This window comes from Nonomuraea sp. NPDC049709, from assembly GCF_040674815.1.
Classification (GTDB): Bacteria; Actinomycetota; Actinomycetes; order Streptosporangiales; family Streptosporangiaceae; genus Nonomuraea.
The window spans coordinates 13,985-34,232 of sequence record NZ_JBFANM010000108.1; the positions used below are offsets into that span (position 1 = coordinate 13,985).

Below are 20,248 nucleotides of genomic sequence, written 5' to 3' on the forward strand. Positions count from 1 at the left end.
CGATGCATCCCATTCATGCAAGTGAATACTGACTGGAGGCGGGTGCCATGGCCGAAGTCCTCGAAGTCCGGGCCGAGATCGAGCGTCAGATCGCCGGCCGTACCGTCTGTGAGCAACTCAGGCAGGCGGCCGAGCAGCACGGTGACGCGCCCGCCTACTCCGATCCGGACGGGGACGGCTGGAAAACGCTGACCTACGGCCAGGCCCGCCGGCGGATCCTGGAGATCGCGGCCGCGTTCGCCGCCCTCGGGCTCCAGCCCGGCGAGGCGGTGGCCCTCATGATGGTCAACCGCAGTGAGCACGTGCTGGCCGATCTCGGCGCCGTGCACGCGGGCGGGGTCGGCTGCACGATCTACTCGACGTTCGCGCCCGACCAGATCGCCTTCGTGGCCGGCGACGTGGACGCCCGGTACGCCGTCCTCGGCGGCCCGGCCGAACTGGCCCGCTGGGAGCCGGTGCTCGACGGGCTGGACGGCCTCCGCAAGATCATCATGCTGGACGGGGCGCCCGCCGGCGACCGGTTCATGACCTGGGCCGACTTCCTCGACCTGGGCCGGGAGCGGCTGGCCGCGGACCCGGACACGGTCGAGGCCCGCTGGCGCGCGGTCACCCCCGACGACGTGGCCACCGTCCTCTACACCTCGGGCACGACCGGCACCCCCAAGGGCGTGCCGCTCACCCACGCCAACATCTTCTACGAGGTCGCCGCCACCGACCGCCTCACCTCGCTGCCCGTGCGCGGCACGCAGATCTCCTACCTCACCTACGCCCACATCGCCGAGCGGATCCTCAGCCTCTACCTGCCCCTGGTCAAGGTCTCCCACGTGCACTTCTGCACCGACCTGGCCAACCTCGGGGCGACGTTAGGCCAGGTCAGGCCGATGATGTTCTTCGGCGTGCCGCGCGTGTGGGAGAAGATGATGGCCCGCCTGCTGGCCGTGCTCGCCACCCAGCCGGAGGAGCAGCAGGCCGCCGTGCGCAAGGCGATGGAGGCGGGCGCCGCGTACGTCGAGGCCGGCCAGTACGGCCGCACGATCACCCCCGAGATCCAGGCCGCCTTCGACCAGGCCGACGCCTCGCTCCTGTCCGTCATCCGCGGCATGATCGGGTTCGACCGCGCCGAGTGGACCGCCACCGGTGCCGCGCCGCTGGCCCCCGAGGTGCAGCACTTCTACGCCGGTCTCGGGCTGAAGGTCATCGACGTGTACGGCATGACGGAGACCACCGGCGCCTTCACCGGCAACAGCCCTGCCTGCTACCGCCTGGGCACCGTCGGCAGGGCCGAGCCCGGCGTCGAGATCCGCATCGCCGAGGACGGCGAGATCCTCACCCGCAGCCCGCTCAACACCGGCGGCTACCTCCACCGTGCCCAGGCCACCGCCGAGCTGCTGGACGCCGACGGCTGGCTGCACACCGGCGACATCGGCACGGTCGACGAGGGCGGTTTCTACCGCGTCGTGGACCGCAAGAAGGAGCTGATCATCACGGCGGGCGGCGAGAACATCTCCCCGGCCGAGATCGAGAACCACCTCAAGGAGCACAGCCTCATCGGCCAGGCCCTCGCCTACGGCGACAACCGGCCGCACCCGGTGGCCGTGCTGACGCTGGACGCCGAGGTGGCGCCCGGCTGGGCACAGGCGCGCGGCATCACGTTCGACTCGCTCGCCGAGCTGGCCGAGCACCCGGAGGTCCTCAAGGAGGTGGAGTCGGCGGTGATGGCCGCCAACGCCAAGCTGGCCAGGGTGCAGCAGGTCAAGAAGTGGGCGCTGCTGGGCGTGGAGTGGACGGCCGAGACCGAGGAGCTCACCCCGAGCCTGAAGCTGAAGCGGCGCATCATCCACACGAAATACGCCGACATCATCGAAGGGCTTTACGGGTAACCGCATCCGGCCGGCCGGATGCGCGTCTCTTCGGGTTGAGCCGGTTTTGCCATTCGGGGCGTGTGTTGTGGTCCTGGTCATTACCGGACGGTTCCTACCGTCTCGATCATGACCAGAAGCTTTCTTCTCGTCTCGCTCGCGGCGGGGTCGCTCACGGTGCCCGCACCCGCCCTCTCCGCCGCGAGTGAGCTCGACATCAGCGCCATCACCGTACGCCCCGCGGATCCCGTCGTAGGGGCGCAGGGTTCCGTCCGCCTGGTGATCGACGTGATCGCCAAGGGGGCGCGGGGCAAGGACGGCGTCACCGTCAAGGTCGAGCCCGGCGCCCCGCCGGCCCACGTACCGGACCTGTCGAAGACGCCCCCGTCCGCGCCTTCACCCGTGGACCCACCGGCCCGGCCCCCTGTCCAATCACCGGTACGGCCTCCTGTCCAGCAGCCCGACCAGCCGCCCGCCCAAGCGCCACCTCAGACACCTGCTCAGTCGCCGGCCCAAGTACCGGCCCAAGTACCGGCCCAAGTACCGGCTCAGGCCCCCGCTCAGGCCCCGGCCCAGGCTCAGGCGCCGGTCCTGGCCCCGGGCCAGGAGCCGGCCCAGGCCTCGCCGCTCACCCCGGCCCGGGCGTCGGGCCGGACCGACGGGACGGACCCGGTTCACGGGTCGGGCCAGTCCCGCGGGTCGGCTCAGGCTCCCGCCGCGGACCCGTCACCGGGTCTCGCCCCGGCCGAGGACTCGGCCCCGTCGCCGGGCCTCGCTCCAGCCCCTGCGCCCAATCCGGGCACAGGCACAGGCACAGACCCGGGCACGGGTGCCGCGCCGTCGCCCGCCGCGCCGGGCGCGGCCGACCCCGTTGCCGACCCCGTTGCCGACCCCGTTGCCGATCCGGTGGCGGATCCCGCTCTGGAGCCGCGGCCCGTCCCGGCCGGCGCGACGAACCCCAAGGACGGAGTCCCCGCGCAGTCGCATCCGCAGATCCCGCCGCGCCTGGTGTGGCGCCTGGCCCCGCCCCCGCCGGCCCGGATGGCCGACGGCTGGCAGACCTGGCGGTTCCTGCCGGACAAGAAGCTGAACCGCTTCTACCCGGCGGGCACCTGGACGATCACCGCCACCGCCAAGGGCGCGGGCGGGGCGACGATCACGGAGTACGCGTCGTTCGAGCTCAGGCGCGAGACCAGGCTCTCGGAGGTGCGGGCGGAGAAGTCGGCCCGTACGGACGGCGTACGCATGCGTGGCTCGCTGACCCGCGTGGACCCGCGCGGCCTCACCGACTACGGCCCGTTCGCCAAGCAGCGGCTGGAGATCCTCTGGCGTCCGGACCAGGCCGCGGCCTGGGAGACGGTGGGGGAGACGACCACGGACGCGGCCGGCGCGTTCATGAGCACGGTGCAGGGTCGTACGGGCGGCTACTGGCGGGTCCGCTACCCCGGAACGGGACACTACGCCTCAGATGTCTCTAAATCACGACAAATCGCGCAATAGTGTCTAAACCAAAAAGCGCATCAAACGCCACACGAAACGCCGTTGCCGAATCGTGATCAACTTTGTCGCAACTTTTCCTTACCCTTACGCGTCATTGGCGGTGACGTGCCCCGGCTTGGGGTGCGTTTTCCAGACGGGGAAGGAAATCTGATTTTGATGATGCGACGCCTAGCCGCCGGTCTGGCGGCTGCTGCCCTGGGCGCCACGATGGTGGCCACCGCCGCCTCGCCCGCGCTCGCGGACCCGGACCCGGGCCTGGACCCCGACGTCGCGGGCGGCTACACGACCCTGCAGTTCGACGCGAACCCGGAGCCCGCGTGGCGGGGCAAGCCCCTCACCCTTGAGGGCAAGCTCTCCGTGCAGTGCGACGAGGACTACATCAGCGGCTTCGTCTCGGTGCACCACGCCGACACCTGCAAGAAGTCGGAGCGCTGGCACCGCCTGGCGTACAAGCGGATCGTGATCCTCTTCCAGCCTGACGGCAGCGGCCGCTGGGAGCACGTGGACACCGTCCGCACCGGCGGCAAGGGCTACTTCGGCCTGAGGGTGCCGGCCCGCACGTCGGGCACGTGGCGCGCGGTCTTCGAGGGGAGCCGCTACCTGGCGCCCTCGGAGGGCAAGGACTGGGTCAAGGTCGTCGGCCACCGCCACTAGTCACACCCGGACGCCCGGCCGACCCCGGCCGGGCGTTCGCCATGTCCAGGGCCGTGAACGCCGTCAATAGGACACGGCGACCTGAACCCGGTGATGCCGGGGCCGATCCACCTCGTCCACGAGCGCGACCGCCAGATCCGCGTACGAGAACGCCGGATCCCCCTCCCCGGACTCCGGCACCCGCCCGTCCCCGAACCGGTACCGGCCCGTCCGGCCCGCCTCGGCGTCCAGGAACACGGGCGGCGGCGCGATCACCACCCAGTCGAGCGCCGACCCCTCCAGCACCTCCAGCTCCGCGGCGTGCCCCAGCGAGAACGCCCGCGCGTCGGCCGGGAAGCCCGGCGTGTCCACGAGCCGCACCCCGGGCGAGACCTCCAGCAGGCTCCCGATGCCCAGCGCCACCAGCCGCGGCACCCCGGCCCGCGCCAGCCCGTCCACCAGGGCCCGCGCGGCCGCGGTGTAGAACTCCTCCGACGGCATGTCCAGCCGCGCCGCGACCTGCAGCGCCGCGTCGTGCCCCGCCGCGAGCCCGGCCACGCCGGCGGCGTCGGTGACGTCCCCCGCGAGCACCCGGACCCTCTCGCCGCCCAGATCCGGATATTTCCCCGGATCCCGCACCACGGCCGTCACCTCGTGCCCGCGCCCGGCCGCCTCCGCGACCACCTTCACCCCGGCCCGCCCGCCGGCGCCGAACACCACGATCCTGCTCATGCCACACACACTCCGTCCGCACGATCCTGACCGGCGGCCGGACCGCCCGGCCGCCTCCGCAGACGGTAGATGGGGAGATGTCGCTTTCCGCAACGATAGTTGCCTACGATGACGGGATGGCCGAGCCCCTCGATCCGGACATGTTCACCGGCTGCCCGCCGGTCGCCGCGCCGATCCGCATCGGCGACAAGTGGACCGCGAAGATCATCCGCTGCCTGGAGCTCGGCCCGCGCCGCTTCAACGAGCTCCAGACGGTCCTGCGCGGCATCACCCCGAAGGTGCTCACCGAGTCGCTGCGCGCCATGGAGCGCGACGGCCTCCTCACCCGCACCGCGTACGCCGAGATCCCGCCCCGCGTCGAATACGCGCTCACCGACCTCGGCCGCAGCCTCCTGGAGCCGATGAACGCCGGCTGCGAGTGGTCGCGCAAGCACCTGGCGGAGCTGGTGCGCGCCCGCGAGTCCTGGCACGCCGCCCTCTGACCGGCACGGGCGGCCGCTCGGCCCCCGACCGCTCACCGAACGCCACGACGTCGCCCGCCACGCCGACCGGATCAACGACGCCGCCCCGCAGGCGGTGACCGACACCCTGCGCTCACGGGCGCCGGTGCCATGTCCCAGCCAGGACGTGGACGAGACGTCCACGGGACCGCTGGCCGGCCTCGTACCGATCACCGCGCTGCGCTGACCCGCGCTGCGCTGACCCGCGCCGCGCTGACCCGCGACCGCGCTGACCCGCGACCGCGCCGAGCCGCATCCCGCCGCACCGCGACGCGCTGGCCGCGCCCCGCATCCCGGTCAGGGCCGCGAACCTCCTGTGGACCCGTGGCGATGTGGCCGGCCTGGTCCCCGGCGTGCTGTCCGCCCCGGACAACAGACCGCGCCGCCGACGGCCGGTCCCTGTTCCGAGCGCCCGCCCAGCACCTGCTGATCTCGGGGGCCGCGCGCAGTCGGTGCCCGGTTGAGCCCGGCGGCCCCGCCACCCCGGTCGCCGACTCGGTCCGACGGCATCTCGAACACCCGCCGGAGGCCACCCGGACCGACGAGGACACGGCCACCGGCACCGCCGCCCTGGTAGACGGCTGATGTCACGCGAAGGAATGCGGGCCGCCGTCCGGAAACGCCGGAAACGTCCCCACCGGCAAGGAATCGATCTAGGGAAGAATGTGTTGTCGTGCGATGAAGAGGCGGATTTTGAGCGCAGGCCGACCGCCGACGTAGTCTGGCCCTCTGGCTCAAACGAACAGGAGGTGACGCCCCGTGTTGCGAGACTCGTTCGGACGGGTGGCGACAGATCTTCGGGTGTCCCTCACGGACAAGTGCAACCTGCGCTGTACGTACTGCATGCCCCCCGAGGGCCTCGACTGGCTGCCCAACGCGAAGCTCCTCACCGCCGACGAGATCGTCCGGCTCGTGACGATCGGCGTCGAGCGGCTCGGCGTCACCGAGGTCCGCTACACCGGCGGCGAGCCCCTTCTGCGGCGTGAGCTGGTCGACATCGTCGCCCGCACCACCACGCTGTCCCCCAAGCCCCAGATCTCCCTGACCACCAACGGCATCGGCCTGGCCCGCCTCGCCGAGCCACTGGCCGCCGCCGGGCTCCACCGGGTCAACGTCTCCCTCGACACGCTCGACGCCGGCACGTTCAAGCGGCTCGCGCACCGCGACAGGCACGCCGACGTGATCGATGGGCTCGCCGCCGCCGACGCCGCCGGCCTGCGCCCCGTCAAGGTCAACACGGTGCTCATGCGCGGCATCAACGACCACGAGGCCGCGCCGCTGCTGCGCTGGTGCCTGGCCCGGGGCTACGAGCTGCGCTTCATCGAGCAGATGCCGCTCGACGCCCAGCACGGCTGGAGCCGCGACGACATGGTCACCGCCGACGAGATCCTCGGGCTCCTGTCCGCCTCCTTCGACCTCACGCCCGACGACTTGGAGGAGCGCGGCAGTGCCCCGGCCGAGCGGTTCCTCGTGGACGGCGGGCCCGCCCGGGTCGGCGTGATCGGCTCGGTGACACGCCCGTTCTGCGGCGCGTGCGACCGGGTCCGCCTCACCGCCGACGGCCAGGTGCGCAACTGCCTGTTCGCCACCGAGGAGTCCGACCTGAAGACGGCCATGCGCGCCGGGGCGTCGGACGAGGAGCTGGCCGAGCGGTGGATGGTGGCGGTCTCCCGCAAGCGTGCGGGCCACGGCATCGACGACCCGTCCTTCCTCCAGCCCTCCCGCCCCATGTCCGCCATCGGCGGCTGAAACGCCATGCCCGGCGCGCCGACACCGCCCGCCACCGCTCAGACCGGCGTACCGGGCCCTGCCTGGCCGCTGGGTCAGGCCGCCGGAGGCTGCCGGGGCCCGCTGGGTTCAAGCGTGCCGGATGGTTCCGGGCCCGCTGGCAGGCCATGCCGGGCGCTGCCGGGCCGCCGGGTCAGGCGGGCCGGGTGGGGCGGCACGTTCGCGCCGGCCGGCGTCTCGGGCCCTCGGGCGGGCCGTCACGCATCCGCCTGACACTGCCCGGAACAGACGCCCCTGGTTCGACCAAGACACAATGAACGACCTGGAGGAGGCTCGCATGCACGTGCTGAACGAATGGACCAGCCTGGCCTGCAAGGAGCTGGGCATCGACCCGGCGCTGGTGGACCGGGACCAGATCCTCGAGCTCACCAAGGAGGTCGCCCACGGCGTCGCCAGGCCGGCCGCGCCGCTGACGGCGTACCTGCTCGGCCTGGCCCAGGGCGCCGGCGTGGCCCCCGAGGACGCTGTGGCGCGACTGACCACATTGGCGAAGAACTGGGGTCAGGCGACAACTGAGACGCTGACAGACGGCTAAGACTCGAACGAACTCTTGAAGTCAAGCTCGCCACCCGCCTGAAGATTTCCTGTGAATAACGAGGCGGGGGCGAGTGTAAACGATTTCGGGAAAGCCGCCCTATCCAACTGCGTGGATCGCGTGGGGTGATCAAAACACGGCCGGGAAAAGGGCGACGCCGGGTGGTTACGGGGGCAAACCACCCGGCGTCGCTTCATCGGCGTTCCGACGGGGGCCCGGAACGCCGGCACCAGCACTCCGACGGGGGACCGGAGCGCTTGGCTAAAGCGTACACCTACAACCCGTGGGATGCGTCAAGACTTAGTCACGACCCGATCTCGCGTCGATGCAGCGGTATCTCGGTTTGGTTAGCCTCAGGGGACTGAAAGGTAGGTGGCGGGCCTGCCTCGCCCCTCTCATTGGCCCCGATTACCGCTATGTATGGCAAAAAGACCGCCGCCGCGATGAACAGCAGCCGGTACGGCCACGGCACCGGCACCACCACGGCCAGGATCAGGCAGAGCGTGCGGATCCCCATCTTGATGAGGTAGCTGATCTCCCGCTTGCGGATGTCGGACGTCAGCGACGGCTTGGCGTCCGTCACCTGGTGCACATCCGGTTTCTTGCGCCACCCCTTCATAGTTCCCACGGTAGACCCAGGAGGGCCGGGTCGCCACGGCACCCCCGTGCGGGGAGGGAGGTCATGCGATCATGGCCTTCGAGTAAGGAGGATGTGGAGATGACGGATCGTACGTACCGGGTGACCGAGATCGTCGGCACATCGGGGGAGAGCGTCGACCAGGCCATCCGCAACGGCCTCAAGAGGGCGTCCGAGACCCTGCGGCACCTCGACTGGTTCGAGGTGACCGAGATCCGCGGGCACCTCGACGCGGGAGAGGTCGCGCACTTCCAGGTAGGCATGAAGGTGGGCTTCCGCCTCGAGGACACCTGAGCCGCCGGCCGCGGGGCGGGACGGCCGTCCGCCACCCGCTCCGCCACCCGCTCCGCCGGCCAGCCCGCCAGAACGCCCCAGCGCCGTCTCAGCACCGCGCCCAGGCCCAGGAACACCTTCAGGCGCCGCGCCCGCGTCCAAGAAACACCTCAGCGCCGTCTCAGCGCCACACCCACGCCCGAGAACGCCTCAGCGCCGTGCCGGCGTCCGAGAACGCCTCAACGGCCCGCACGGCGCCGGCGCCCGCCGCGAATCCGGCCCACCCGGGACGGCGGGAGCGATTAGATTGGCGGGCGTGAGTGGTGAGTTCCGCATCCTGCTGGTGTGCACGGCCAACATCTGCCGTTCCGCCATGGCAGAGGTGATCGCCAAGGCGATGCTCCACTCCGCGGCCATGCCCGTGGCCACGGGGAGCGCGGGCGTGCGCGCGCTGGTCGGCCACCCGATGGCCCCCCACGCGATCGCCGCCCTGGGCAGGCTGGGCCTCGACGGCCGTACGCACCGGGCCCGCGTGCTGGACCTCGATCTCGTCAGGTCCTCCGACCTGCTGCTGACCATGGAGAACGGGCACCGCGCCGTGGCCGTCTCCCTCGACCCGCAGGCGGCGCGCAAGACGTTCACGCTGCCCGAGTTCGCCGCGCTGGCGGCCGGCGCCGGAGGGCGCCGCTACCGCTCCGACACGGCGGAGCGGGCGCGCGCGATCGTCCAGTCGGCCGCCGAGCGCCGCGAGGAGCGGCGCGCCCTGGAGGTGTACGACCCGTACGGCGGCCCGCCCGAAGGCTACGAGGCGTGCGCCAAGACGCTCGGCGAGTCGCTCAGCCACGCCCTGGCCGCCCTCCTGGGCCCCCGCTGAGGAGGGCCCGTGAGGGACGTCAGCTCGCCTGGCTGACCGTGGACATGTTGAAGTCGGGCACCCGCACCGCCGGCATGATCGTGCGCTGGAAGTAGTCGTTCCACTCGCGCGGCAGCGTCCGCCCGGCGGCGCCCACCTCCGTCAGCCGTCCCAGCAGGTCCACCGGGCTCTCGTTGAAGCGGAAGTTGTTCACCTCGCCCACGACCTCGCCGTGCTCGACGAGGTAGACGCCGTCCCTGGTCAGCCCGGTCACCAGCAGCGTCTGCGGGTCGACCTCGCGGATGTACCACAGGCAGGTGACCAGCAGCCCGCGCCGCGTGGAGGCGATCATCTCCTCCAGCGACCGCCCGCCCTCCGGCCCCGACATGATCAGGTTGTCGATGCCCGGCGTCACCGGCAGCCCGCTCAGCTCCGCCGAGTAGCGGGTCTGCAGCAGCGACTCCAGCCGCCCGTCGTTGATCCAGTCGGTCGGCCCCAGCGGCAGCCCGTTGTCGAACACCGAGCTCTGCCTGCTGGAGGCGTGCGCCGTCACGAACGGCGCGCACGCGATGCCCGCCGCCCCTGGGTCGCTCGACAGCGAGACGGGCAGCCGGGCGAGCTGCTCGCCCACCCGCGTGCCCCCGCCGGGCTTGGCGAACACCGAGCGCCCGTCCAGCGCGTCCCTGGCGCCCGCCGACCAGAACAGGTAGATCATCAGGTCGGCCACCGCGCTCGGCGGCAGCAGCGTCTCGTAGCGGCCCGCCGGCAGGTCCACCCGGGTCTTGGCCCACTCCAGGCGCTGGGCCAGGGCGGAGTCGAGGGCGGCCACGTCGACGTCGGTGAAGTCCGGCGTGGACACGCCGGTCCACGCCGAGCGCTTCAGGTCGGCCGACTTGGCGTTGAGCTCCAGACGGCCGGTCGGCTGGTCGTGCCGCAGCCGCACGCCCGTGGAGGTGCCGAGGAACGTCGAGGTCAGCGAGTGCTCCGCGAAGCCGTACAGCCTCCTGCCGCCGGCCTGCGCCGCCGCGAAGGCGTCGCCGAGCGCGGGCGCGAACCCCTCGTAGACCCCGATGTCGGTCGGCCGCACCTCCTCGTCCCAGTGGGGCGAGGCGGCGCCGCCCGCGACGAGCTCGCGGGCGTCCTCGGCGGGCTGCGCGTCGCGCGCCGCCGCGTCGGCCGCCGCCACCACGTCGGCGAGCTGCTCGTCGCGTACGGCCGACCGCGACACCACGCCCACGCCCTGCCCAGCGATCGAGATCACGGTCAGCTGCGCGGACCGGGCGACGCCGTTCGTGGTCAGCGTGTTGCCCGCGAAGCGCAGGTTGGCCGTGGACCCCTCGTCCACGAGCACCACGCAGGCGTCGTTACCGGAGAGCTCGAGCGCCCTCTCCACCATCTCCTGAGGCGTCACTTCCCGCCCTCCTGCACCGTGTTGAGGATCCGCACGCCCCTGAACAGCGCCGACGGACATCCGTGGCTGACCGGCGCGACCTGCCCCGGCTGTCCCTTGCCGCAGTTGAAGGCGCCGCCGAGCACGTAGGTCCCCGGCCCGCCGACCGCCTCCATCGACTGCCAGAAGTCCGTCGTCGTGGCTTGATAGGCGAAGTCCCTGACCTGCCCCGCCAGCTTCCCGTGCGAGATCCGGTACGCCCGCTGCCCGGTGAACTGGAAGTTGTAGCGCTGCATGTCGATCGACCAGCTCTTGTCGCCGACGATGTAGAGGCCCCGCTCGACGCCCGCGATCAGCTTGTCCGTCGAGGGCCCGTCGGGCGCCGCCGCCAGCGACACGTTGGCCATCCGCTGGATCGGCATGTGGCCCGGCGAGTCGGCGAACGCGCACCCGTTGGACCGCCCGAACCCCTTCATCAGCGCCATCCGCCGGTCGAGCTGGTAGCCCACCAGGATGCCGTCCTTGACGATGTCGAAACTCTGCCCCCGCACGCCCTCGTCGTCGTAGCCGATCGTGGCCAGGCCGTGGGTGACAGTCCTGTCGCCGGTCACGTTCATCAGGGGAGAGCCGTAGACCAGCTCGTTGAGCTGGTCGAACGTGGCGAAGCTGGTGCCGGCGTAGGCCGCCTCGTAGCCGAGCGCCCGGTCCAGCTCCGTGGCGTGGCCGATCGACTCGTGGATCGTCAGCCACAGGTTGGACGGATCGATCACCAGGTCGTAGTCGCCCGCCTCGACCGAGGGCGCCGCCAGCTTCTCCGCCAGCAGCTCGGGCAGCCTGGCCAGCTCGTCCGGCCAGTCCCAGCCGGTGCCGGTCAGGTATTCGTACCCGCGCCCGACCGGCGGCGCGATGGTCGACATGTCGTCGAAGCCGCTCTCGGCCGCCTTCATCACGTTCAGCTTCGGATGCACCCGCACCCGCTGCTGCGTGGTCACGGTGCCGGCCGTGTCGGCGTAGAACTTCTGCTCCTTGACCTGCAGCAGCCGCGCGGAGACGTGGTCGGCGCCCTTCAGCAGCCCGGCCGACCACTCCGCCAGCAGGCTCACCTTGTCGGCCGCGGCCACGTCGAACGGGTCGACGTCGTAGGCCGACACCCACACGGCCTCCGCGTGCGCCGGCTCGGGCGCCAGCTCGATGGGCTCCCGGTTGATCGGGGCGCTCACCTCCGCCACCCGGACGGCCTGCTCGGCCACCACCGCGGCGGCCTGCGGCGTCAGGTGGATGCCGGCGGCGAACCCCCACGTGCCGCCCTTGACGACGCGCACGGCGTAGCCCAGGTCGTCGGCGTCCATGGCGCCCTCGAGCCGGGCGTCGTACAGGCTCAGGGTCTCCGCTCTGACGCGTTCGAGCCGGAAGTCGGCGTGCTCGGCGCCGAGGTCGCGGGCGCGCTGCAGGGCGGCGTCCGCGAGCTGCCGCAGCGGCAGTTCCAGGAAGTCGGGATCGATCTGGCGCATGTCCACGATCCTAACCCTGTGATCTTGTCTCACCCGGACAAGCCGATACCGGCGGGTAGGGGATAGCGTCAGGTCTCATGGCACGCTCTGTACTCGTCACCGGGGGCAATCGCGGCATAGGCCTCGCGATCGCCCGTGAACTCGCCGCGGCAGGCGACGCCGTCGCGGTCACCTACCGATCCGGGGAGCCGCCCGAGGGCCTGTTCGGCGTGCGCTGCGACGTCACCAGCACGGCCGACGTCGAGGCCGCCTTCGAGAAGGTCGAGGCCGAGCACGGCCCGGTCGAGGTCCTGGTCTCCAACGCCGGCATCACCAAGGACACGTTGCTCGCGATGATGAAGGAGGAGACCTTCACCGACGTCATCGACGCCAACCTGACCGGCGCCTACCGCGTCGCCAAGCGGGCCATCAGGCCCATGATGAAGCTCAAGCGCGGCCGGATCGTCCTCATCTCCTCCGTCGTCGGCCTGAGCGGCCAGGCGGGCCAGGCCAACTACGCCGCCTCCAAGGCCGGCCTGGTCGGCTTCGCCCGCTCCCTGGCCCGCGAATACGGCTCCCGCAACATCACGGTCAACGTCGTGGCGCCGGGCTTCGTGGCCACCGACATGACCGCCGACCTCGACCAGGAGGCGATCGTGGCCAACATCCCGCTCGGGCGGCAGGCGGTCCCCGAGGAGGTGGCGCGCGTCGTGCGCTTCCTGGCGAGCGACGACGCCTCCTACATCACCGGGGCCGTGATCCCCGTCGACGGCGGACTCGGAATGGGGCACTGACGTGGGAATTCTCGAAGGCAAGCGGATCCTCGTGACGGGCGTCCTGACCGACGCCTCGATCGCCTTCTCGGTGGCCAAGCTGGCCCAGGAGGAGGGCGCCACGGTCGTCCTGACCGGTTTCGGGCGGCTGAGCCTGGTGGAGCGCATCGCCAAGCGCCTGCCGCAGCCGGCGCCGGTGCTGGAGCTCGACGTCCAGAACAACGAGCACCTCGACACGCTCGCGGCCCGGGTGGGGGAGCACGTCGACGGGCTCGACGGGGTCGTCCACTCGATCGGCTTCGCCCCGCAGACGGCGCTCGGGGGCAACTTCCTCAACACCTCGTGGGAAGACGTCGCCACGGCGCTGCAGGTGTCGACATACTCGTTCAAGTCCCTGGCCGTGGCCTGCCTGCCGCTGATGAAGGAGGGCGGGGCGGTGGTCGGCCTCGACTTCGACGCCTCCAAGGCGTGGCCGGTCTACGACTGGATGGGCGTGGCCAAGGCCGGGCTCGAGTCCTGCAACCGCTACCTCGCCCGCGACCTGGGCAAGCAGAACATCCGGGTCAACCTGGTGGCGGCCGGGCCGCTGCGCACGATGGCGGCCAAGTCGATCCCGGGCTTCAAGGAGTTCGAGGACAGCTGGCCGGAGAAGGCCCCGCTCGGCTGGGACCTGTCCGACACAGTCCCGGCGGCCAAGGCCTGCGTGGCGCTGATGTCCGACTGGTTCCCGGCGACGACGGGCGAGATCGTCCACGTGGACGGTGGCGTCCACGCCATCGGCGGCTGACTCCCTGCACCCCCGAGCCCGCGGGTTCGGGGGTTCGGGGGCTCGGGGGTGGTCAGGCCAGGCGGTGCCGCCCGCTGCCCGCGCGCGCCGGCTCGAACGGGATCGACTCCGTCGGCTCCGTACGGTGCCGGCGCTGCTGCACGATCCGCGTGGCCAGCACCGCCGACCCCAGCAGCGCGATGGTCAGCACCGTCCCGATCACGTCGGAGGCCGGCGGGCTCGGCCGCACCACGCGCTGATCCTGCATCGGCACCGCCAGCTCGTGCGCGAACGGGTTGGGCCACAGCAGGTCCACCCGGGGCTCCTCGGCGTGCGCGGTCTCCTTCTCGGCCACCGGCCGGCCCGTGTCCACGAGCTGCGGCCGGCTCTCCGGCCGGGAGGGCTGCGTGGTTGGCACCGCCGAGGCCCGTTCCTCGCCCTCCAAGCGCCCGCCCGTACGCTCGGGCGACGGCGTGGGCGTCGGCCGCGGCGTCGTCCTGCCGACGACCCCCTGGTCCTCGCAGGCCAGCACCGGCAGGCACACGTCATCGAGCGTCTCGGGCACCAGCCCCGTCCTGGTCGGCGACGAGCTCGGCGTCGATGACGGCCTGGCCGGCTTGCCGGGTGTGGCCTTGGTGGTCGGCACCGCCTCGCCGACGCGGCCCAGCACCTCGTCGGTCGTCTTGTCCAGCCCGTCCGTCACTTTGTCGGTCGTGCCGCCGGTCAGGGTGTCGACCGTGCCCGTGACCGCCTCGACCACGTCGCACAGGGTGTTGGTCACCCCCGAGAGCAGACCCCCGTCGCGCGTGCAGTCCTGGGCCGCCGCCGAGGCGGCAGGCGCCGCCACCGGGACGGCCGCCAGCGCCACCGCGAGAACTCCAGCCGAGATCGCGGTCCTGCTCCCCATCCGTCCCCTCCTGCGTCGCTTCCGGGGGAAATCCTTATGGACATCGCGCGTCAGACGCAGGCGTTTACCGGGTAAAGTTGCGATTCGGTATCGACTAGTGATACGCGAGAGAGACTCTCGTTCCCTGTCGGCCGGGGGCCGGCGGCTCCCGTCCATCGGGTCAGTCGAGGGACGACACGTCATCGAGGGCCTCTCGGATCTCAATCGGCAGCACCACGTCTTCCGCCGGAAGAACGCCTTTGAGCTGCGCATGCGTACGGGCGCCGACGATGGCCGAGGCGACGCCCGGCTGGTCGCGGACCCACGACAGGGCCACGGCCAGCGGGGACACGCCGAGCCCGTCGGCGGCGGTCATGACCGACTCCACCACCCGGCGGCTGCGCTCGTCCAGGTAGGGGCGGACGAAGTCGGCGAAGTGCGGGGTGGCCGCGCGGGAGTCGGCCGGGATGCCGGTGCGGTATTTGCCGGTCAGCACCCCGCGCCCCAGCGGCGACCAGGCCAGCACGCCCACGCCCAGATGGGCCGCGGCGGGCAGCAGCTCGCGCTCCGGCTCGCGGGCCAGCAGGGAGTATTCGGCCTGGGCCGCGGTGATCGGGATGCGGCCGGGGACCATCTTCTGGGTGACCGAGGCGGCGGCGAGCTGCCAGCCGGCGTAGTCGCAGACGCCCGCGTAGACGGCGCGGCCCGAGGAGACGATCGCGTCGAGCGCGGCCATCGTCTCCTCCAGCGGCACCTCGGCGTCGTACGTGTGGAGCTGCCACAGGTCGACGTAGTCGAGCCCGAGGCGGTTGAGCGAGTCGTCCACGGCGGCGATCAGGTGGCGCCGGGAGGCGTCGCGCGGGCGGCGGCCCGTCGGCGTCACCACGGCCTTGGTGGAGATCACCAGCTCGGAGCGCGGCACGGAGTCGCGCAACATCCGGCCCAGCAGCCGCTCGGAGTCACCGCCGGTGTAGACGTCGGCCGTGTCGACGAGATTGCCGCCCGCGTCAAGGAACGTGCGGAGCTGGGCGGCGGCCTCGTCCGCGTCGGTGTCACGCCCCCAGGTCATCGTGCCGAGCCCCAGCCGGGACACCGACAGGCCACTGCGGCCGACATAGCGCTGCTCCATGATCCCGCCAGGTTACCGTTCAGGTCGATGAAACGTTGTGATCGACGCCTGCGACACTTGCTTGATGACCACGCTGCTTCTGGCCCGGCACGGGCTGACGGACCTCACCGGGCCGGTGCTGGCCGGCCGCACCCCGGGTGTGCATCTGAGCGAGGCGGGAAGGGCGCAGGCCGCCGCGCTCGCCGGGCGCGTCGCGGGCGTCAGGCTCGACGCCATTGTCTCCAGCCCGCTGGAGCGCTGCCGGGAAACGGCGCAAGCGGTCTCGGAGGGACGCGAACTCGATGTGGTGACCGACGACCGCTTCATCGAGTGCGGCTACGGCGAGTGGACCGGGCGCCCGCTGAAGGAGCTCGCCAAGGACCCGTTGTGGCAGGTCGTGCAGGCACACCCGAGCGCGGTGACATTTCCGGAAGGGGAGTCGCTGGCCGGAATGCAACATCGCGCGGTCTCGGCGGTCCGCGAATGGAACCAGCGCCTCGGGGTGAAGGGTGTCTACCTGGTTTGCAGCCACGGCGACGTGATCAAGGCGATCGTCGCGGACGCCCTGGGCCTCCACCTCGATCAATTTCAACGGATAACGGCCGATCCGGCGGCCCTCACCGTCATTCGCTATGCCCCCTTGCGTCCCTTTGTTCTCAGGGTCAACGATATGGGGGAATTGCGGCTTCCCGAGGATTCGGAGGAGAAAGACGGGGGAGAAAACATCACCGGGAGCGATGCCGCCGTCGGCGGCGGACCCGGAACCACGTAAGGTCAGGCTATGCCGGTCTTCGACTACGACCCACCAGAGAGGTTCGTCGCCGGTGCCTTGGGGCAGCCGGGCGCACGGGTCTTTTTTCTGCAGGCCAGGGCCGAGGGCAGACTGACCACGGTGACGCTGGAGAAGCTGCAGGTCGCCGCACTCGCGGGCAGGCTCGACGAGCTGCTCGACGAGGTGCTGCGGCTCAGCGGGGGCACGGCGCAGGTGCCCGCGCTCGCCCCCGCCGACCTGGCCGACGACGCCCCTCTCGACGTGCCGGTCGCGGAGGACTTCCGCGTCGGCACCATGGCGCTGACATGGGACGCCGAGAAGTCGCAGGTGGTGATAGAGGCGCAGGAGGTCATCGACGAAGACGATCTGGAGACCCCCGACCCCGCCGTGCTGCGCGTGCGCATCAGCGCGGGAGCCGCTCGCGCCTTCACCCAGCGAGCCCTCCAGATCGTCGCGGCGGGCCGCCCGCCGTGTCCCCTGTGCGGACAGCCGCTCGATGCCGCCGGACACGTCTGTGTACGTCTCAACGGCTACCGCGGGGGTGAGGCGGCTTCATGACCGCTCCCGAGAGCGAACCGGCCATCAAGCCCTCCCCACCGCCGTCCATGCATGACGAGGAGGCGCTCGCGCTGCTGCGCGACGGCAGCCTGGAGGTCGCCGGCCGCCTCGTCGAGGCGACCAACATGACGCTCTACTGCTCGGTCAAGCTGGGCGCGCGCTCGGCCGCCTGCGTCTACAAGCCCGTACGCGGCGAGCGCCCCCTGTGGGACTTCCCCGACGGCACCCTCGCCGCCCGCGAGGTGGCCGCCTTCGAGGTCTCCCAGGCGACCGGCTGGCGCATCGTGCCGCCCACGGTCTACCGCGACGGGCCCTTCGGGCCGGGCATGTGCCAGCTCTGGATCGACACCGAGCGCGAGATCGACCTCATGCGGCTGGTCAGGAGCCGCAACCCGGTCGTGCGCCGGATGGCGGTGTTCGACGCGGTGGTCAACAACGCCGACCGCAAGGGCGGTCACCTGCTGCCGCTGCCCACGGGCCACGTCTACGGCGTCGACCACGGGGTCTGCTTCTCCGTCGAGGACAAACTGCGCACCGTGCTGTGGCAGTGGCGCGGCAAGCCGCTGGCCCGCGAGGCGGTGGCGGTGCTGGCCAAGCTCGAGCGCGACATCGAGTCCGGCTCCCTGGGCCGCAAACTGCGCGAGCTGCTGACGCTGGCCGAGGTGGAGGCCACGTGGCAGCGGGTCAGGCGGTTGCTGGACACCGGCGTGCATCCGTACCCGTCGGAGGGGTGGCCCGCCATACCCTGGCCCCCCATATGAGAGAGCCAAAACCCGTTTAATACTCTTTGCCCATGTGCACGCTGATCGTGAGATCCGGGCAGCCGCTGACCCTCATGGGCGTGCGGGACGAGTTCGCCGACCGGCCCTGGGAAGGGCCGGGGGAGCACTGGCCGGAATACCCGGGGGTGATCGGCGGGCGCGACCTCAAGGCCGGCGGCACCTGGCTGGCCGTCAACCCGGCGGCCCGTCGCGCCGCGGCGCTGCTCAACGGGCACGGCCGGGCGGCCGAGGAGACCACGAAGGTCTCGCGGGGCGACCTGGCGCTGCGGGCGGCGTACACCGGGGAGCTGCCGGGCGCCGACCTGACCCGCTACGACCCCTTCCACCTGGTGCTGGCCGACCTGACGCGGGTGCGGATGTGCAGCTGGGACGGCGAGCGCGCGTCCGTCTCCGAGCTTCCGGCGGGCACCAGCATGGTCGTCAACTCGGGCCTCGACCCCGAGAGCGAGCGGGTCCTCGCGTACCTGCCCAGGTTCCGCGACACCGCCGAATGGCGGGAGCTGATCAGGGCGGAGCCGTCCTCCGACCGCGGCGCGCTCATCATCCGGCACGAGCTGCCGGACGGGCGGATCTTCGCCTCCCTGTCGGTGATGGAGGTCGCGATCGCGCCCGGCGGCGTGACGTACGAGTTCACCGACCTGACCGCCGATCGGGACGGATAGGCTCAAAGGCATGAGATCGTGGTCTGCCCCGAACGTCCCCAAGCTCCCAGGTGAGAGCATTCCGCTGCGTCTCTACGACACCTCGGCGAAGCAGGTCCGGCAGACCGATCCCGGGCCCACCGCCAGGATGTACGTCTGCGGCATCACCCCCTACGACGCCACCCACCTCGGCCACGCCAACACCTACCACGCCTTCGACCTCGTGGGCCGGATGTGGCGCGACGCGGGCCACGAGGTGCACTACACGCAGAACGCCACCGACGTGGACGACCCGCTGCTGGAGCGCGCCGCGCAGACCGGCGTCGACTGGCAGGAGCTGGCCGAGCGCGAGATCGAGCTGTTCCGCAGCGACATGGAGGCGCTGCGGATCGTGCCGCCCCGCGAATACGTCGGGGTCACCGAGGTCGTCGGCGGGGTGGCCGAGCTGATCGCCAAGCTGGCGGCCAAGGGCGTGACCTACGACCTCGACGGCGACGTCTACTTCAGCGTGGCCGACGCCCCCAAGTTCGGCCAGGTGTCCGGCTACGACGAGCAGGAGATGCTGGCCCTGTTCGCCGAGCGCGGCGGCGACCCCGACCGGCCAGGCAAGCGCGACCCCCTCGACTGGCTGCTGTGGCGGGCCGAGCGGCCGGGCGAGCCCGCGTGGGAGTCGCGGCTGGGCCGCGGCCGGCCCGGCTGGCACATCGAGTGCACCGCCATCGCCCTCGACAACCTGGGCCCCGGCTACGACGTGGCCGGCGGCGGCTCCGACCTGATCTTCCCCCACCACGAGTGCGGCGCCTCCGAGGGGCACGCCGCGACCGGCGAGTGGCCGTTCGCGAAGTTCTACACGCACGCCGGGATGGTGGCGCTCGACGGCGACAAGATGTCGAAGTCCAAGGGCAACCTGGTCTTCGTCTCCAGGCTGCGCCTGGAGCACGACCCGATGGCGGTCAGGCTCGTGCTGCTGGCCCACCACTACCGGGCCGACTGGGAATACGTGCCCGAGCAGATGGCCGAGGCCGAGCGGCGGCTGGCGCTGTGGCGCTCGGCGACCGGGCTGTCCTCGGGGCCGAACGCCGACGACCTGCTGGCCACGGTACGCGAGCGGCTGGCCGACGACCTCGACTCGCCGGGCGCGCTGGCCGCGATCGACGCCTGGGCCGACCAGGCCCTCACCGGCACCGGCACCGACCCCGGCGCCCCCGGCCTGGTCAGAGACCTCGCCGACGCCCTGCTGGGCGTCAAGCTCTGACCCCACCGGCCCGCACCGGCCTGCACTGGCTGCACCGGCTCAGGACGGTCGCGGACCGCACCCTCAGCGGCCCGGGAGCGTACCCGGGGCGCACCTGAGCGTCCCGGCGTGAACCCGGGGCGCTCTTGGGCGGGCCGGCGAGCGCACCTGTGGCGCACTTGAGCGGGCCGGTCGGAGAGCCACCCCTGGCGCTCCTGGCCGGCCTGGCGAGCGCAGCCCTGGCCGCACCTGAGCGGCGGTCCGGCGGGCGCCCTCGGGCGGACGGCCCCCGGGTGAGCGCGGCCTTGCCCTGAGCGGCTCCGGCCCGAACCGGGGCGGAACCTCAGGGGCTCCCGAGCAGGCCGCCGGGGGCCTTGGGCGAACGACGTGTCGGCCAGGGCAGCCTCGAACCTGCACGCCCCGGCACGTCCGCGTGCCCCGCGCCGCGCGCACGGCGCGTGCGGCGGCGCCGACCGCGTGCTGCGCACCGCCCGCCGTCCACCGCCCGCCGTCCACCGCCCGCCGCCCGCCGCGTGCC

Annotated in this window: 21 protein-coding genes; 15 read left to right on the forward strand and 6 right to left on the reverse strand. The window is 71.9% G+C overall.

Annotation, left to right across the window (positions count from 1 at the left end):
• The first annotated feature begins 47 nt into the window (after window positions 1-47).
• From AB0J69_RS55245 to AB0J69_RS55255, 3 genes are all read left to right on the forward strand, one after another.
• Entirely contained in the window at window positions 48-1,880 is a 1,833-nt protein-coding gene (locus AB0J69_RS55245) for an AMP-dependent synthetase/ligase (RefSeq protein WP_364136113.1), read from the forward strand.
• Window positions 1,881-1,988: 108 nt separating this feature from the next.
• Complete coding sequence (locus AB0J69_RS55250) at window positions 1,989-3,359, forward strand: hypothetical protein (RefSeq protein ID WP_364136116.1); 1,371 nt, start codon at window positions 1,989-1,991, stop codon at window positions 3,357-3,359.
• 156 nt (window positions 3,360-3,515) lie between these two features.
• Window positions 3,516-4,013: a hypothetical protein gene (locus AB0J69_RS55255; RefSeq protein ID WP_364136119.1), complete on the forward strand. Its 498-nt coding sequence runs from the start codon at window positions 3,516-3,518 to the stop codon at window positions 4,011-4,013.
• Window positions 4,014-4,076: 63 nt separating this feature from the next.
• Here the strand turns inward: AB0J69_RS55255 and AB0J69_RS55260 are convergent, their stop codons facing one another.
• On the reverse strand, window positions 4,077-4,724 hold the full coding sequence (locus AB0J69_RS55260) for an NAD(P)H-binding protein (RefSeq protein ID WP_364136122.1): 648 nt from the start codon (window positions 4,722-4,724) through the stop codon (window positions 4,077-4,079).
• A 116-nt stretch (window positions 4,725-4,840) separates the two neighbouring features.
• On the opposite strand from AB0J69_RS55260, the gene AB0J69_RS55265 reads away from it, so the two are divergent.
• From AB0J69_RS55265 to AB0J69_RS55275, 3 genes are all read left to right on the forward strand, one after another.
• Entirely contained in the window at window positions 4,841-5,206 is a 366-nt protein-coding gene (locus AB0J69_RS55265) for a helix-turn-helix domain-containing protein (RefSeq protein WP_364136125.1), read from the forward strand.
• 777 nt (window positions 5,207-5,983) lie between these two features.
• The gene (gene moaA, locus AB0J69_RS55270; protein ID WP_364136128.1) at window positions 5,984-6,973 is read left to right on the forward strand and encodes a GTP 3',8-cyclase MoaA; all 990 of its coding nucleotides are present in this window, start codon (window positions 5,984-5,986) and stop codon (window positions 6,971-6,973) included.
• Window positions 6,974-7,289: 316 nt separating this feature from the next.
• On the forward strand, window positions 7,290-7,547 hold the full coding sequence (locus AB0J69_RS55275; RefSeq protein WP_364136131.1) for a DUF6457 domain-containing protein: 258 nt from the start codon (window positions 7,290-7,292) through the stop codon (window positions 7,545-7,547).
• 304 nt (window positions 7,548-7,851) lie between these two features.
• Here AB0J69_RS55275 and AB0J69_RS55280 read toward each other — a convergent pair whose 3' ends face one another.
• The gene (locus AB0J69_RS55280) at window positions 7,852-8,166 is read right to left on the reverse strand and encodes a DUF3099 domain-containing protein (RefSeq protein ID WP_364136134.1); all 315 of its coding nucleotides are present in this window, start codon (window positions 8,164-8,166) and stop codon (window positions 7,852-7,854) included.
• Window positions 8,167-8,265: 99 nt separating this feature from the next.
• Here AB0J69_RS55280 and AB0J69_RS55285 point away from each other — a divergent pair, with 99 nt between their 5' ends.
• Both AB0J69_RS55285 and AB0J69_RS55290 read left to right on the forward strand, forming a co-directional pair.
• Window positions 8,266-8,478 carry a dodecin gene (locus AB0J69_RS55285; RefSeq protein WP_364136137.1) on the forward strand — a complete coding sequence of 71 codons (213 nt, stop codon included), beginning with the start codon at window positions 8,266-8,268 and terminating at the stop codon, window positions 8,476-8,478.
• A 295-nt stretch (window positions 8,479-8,773) separates the two neighbouring features.
• A complete protein-coding gene (locus AB0J69_RS55290) occupies window positions 8,774-9,331 on the forward strand; it encodes a hypothetical protein (protein ID WP_364136140.1) in 558 nt (185 codons plus the stop codon).
• Window positions 9,332-9,350: 19 nt separating this feature from the next.
• Here the strand turns inward: AB0J69_RS55290 and AB0J69_RS55295 are convergent, their stop codons facing one another.
• Together AB0J69_RS55295 and AB0J69_RS55300 are read right to left on the reverse strand one after the other, a co-directional pair.
• Window positions 9,351-10,721: a metallopeptidase TldD-related protein gene (locus AB0J69_RS55295; RefSeq protein ID WP_364136143.1), complete on the reverse strand. Its 1,371-nt coding sequence runs from the start codon at window positions 10,719-10,721 to the stop codon at window positions 9,351-9,353.
• Entirely contained in the window at window positions 10,718-12,211 is a 1,494-nt protein-coding gene (locus tag AB0J69_RS55300; protein WP_364136146.1) for a TldD/PmbA family protein, read from the reverse strand. Before AB0J69_RS55300 ends, AB0J69_RS55295 begins: the two co-directional genes overlap by 4 nt.
• Window positions 12,212-12,288: 77 nt before the next feature.
• On the opposite strand from AB0J69_RS55300, the gene AB0J69_RS55305 reads away from it, so the two are divergent.
• Window positions 12,289-12,984: a beta-ketoacyl-ACP reductase gene (locus tag AB0J69_RS55305; protein ID WP_364136149.1), complete on the forward strand. Its 696-nt coding sequence runs from the start codon at window positions 12,289-12,291 to the stop codon at window positions 12,982-12,984.
• A gap of 1 nt (window position 12,985) precedes the next feature.
• Window positions 12,986-13,750: an enoyl-ACP reductase FabI gene (gene fabI / locus AB0J69_RS55310; RefSeq protein ID WP_364136152.1), complete on the forward strand. Its 765-nt coding sequence runs from the start codon at window positions 12,986-12,988 to the stop codon at window positions 13,748-13,750.
• Between the two features lie 52 nt (window positions 13,751-13,802).
• Here the strand turns inward: fabI and AB0J69_RS55315 are convergent, their stop codons facing one another.
• The gene (locus AB0J69_RS55315; protein WP_364136155.1) at window positions 13,803-14,636 is read right to left on the reverse strand and encodes a hypothetical protein; all 834 of its coding nucleotides are present in this window, start codon (window positions 14,634-14,636) and stop codon (window positions 13,803-13,805) included.
• 160 nt (window positions 14,637-14,796) lie between these two features.
• Window positions 14,797-15,744 (reverse strand): aldo/keto reductase, encoded by a 948-nt coding sequence (locus AB0J69_RS55320; RefSeq protein WP_364136158.1) that lies wholly within the window; start codon window positions 15,742-15,744, stop codon window positions 14,797-14,799.
• A 64-nt stretch (window positions 15,745-15,808) separates the two neighbouring features.
• On the opposite strand from AB0J69_RS55320, the gene AB0J69_RS55325 reads away from it, so the two are divergent.
• Genes AB0J69_RS55325 through mshC form a run of 5 tightly spaced genes read left to right on the forward strand, consistent with a single transcriptional unit; the run spans window position 15,809 to window position 19,731 of the window.
• The gene (locus AB0J69_RS55325; RefSeq protein ID WP_364136161.1) at window positions 15,809-16,495 is read left to right on the forward strand and encodes an MSMEG_4193 family putative phosphomutase; all 687 of its coding nucleotides are present in this window, start codon (window positions 15,809-15,811) and stop codon (window positions 16,493-16,495) included.
• A 9-nt stretch (window positions 16,496-16,504) separates the two neighbouring features.
• Complete coding sequence (locus tag AB0J69_RS55330; RefSeq protein ID WP_364136164.1) at window positions 16,505-17,053, forward strand: DUF3090 domain-containing protein; 549 nt, start codon at window positions 16,505-16,507, stop codon at window positions 17,051-17,053.
• Window positions 17,050-17,814 carry an SCO1664 family protein gene (locus AB0J69_RS55335; protein ID WP_364136167.1) on the forward strand — a complete coding sequence of 255 codons (765 nt, stop codon included), beginning with the start codon at window positions 17,050-17,052 and terminating at the stop codon, window positions 17,812-17,814. The genes AB0J69_RS55330 and AB0J69_RS55335 overlap by 4 nt, the downstream gene beginning before the upstream one ends.
• Before the next feature lie 32 nt (window positions 17,815-17,846).
• Window positions 17,847-18,497, forward strand: a complete 651-nt coding sequence (locus AB0J69_RS55340) for an NRDE family protein (protein WP_364136169.1) — start codon at window positions 17,847-17,849, stop codon at window positions 18,495-18,497.
• A 10-nt stretch (window positions 18,498-18,507) separates the two neighbouring features.
• Entirely contained in the window at window positions 18,508-19,731 is a 1,224-nt protein-coding gene (mshC, locus tag AB0J69_RS55345; protein ID WP_364136172.1) for a cysteine--1-D-myo-inosityl 2-amino-2-deoxy-alpha-D-glucopyranoside ligase, read from the forward strand.
• Window positions 19,732-20,248 lie beyond the last annotated feature (517 nt).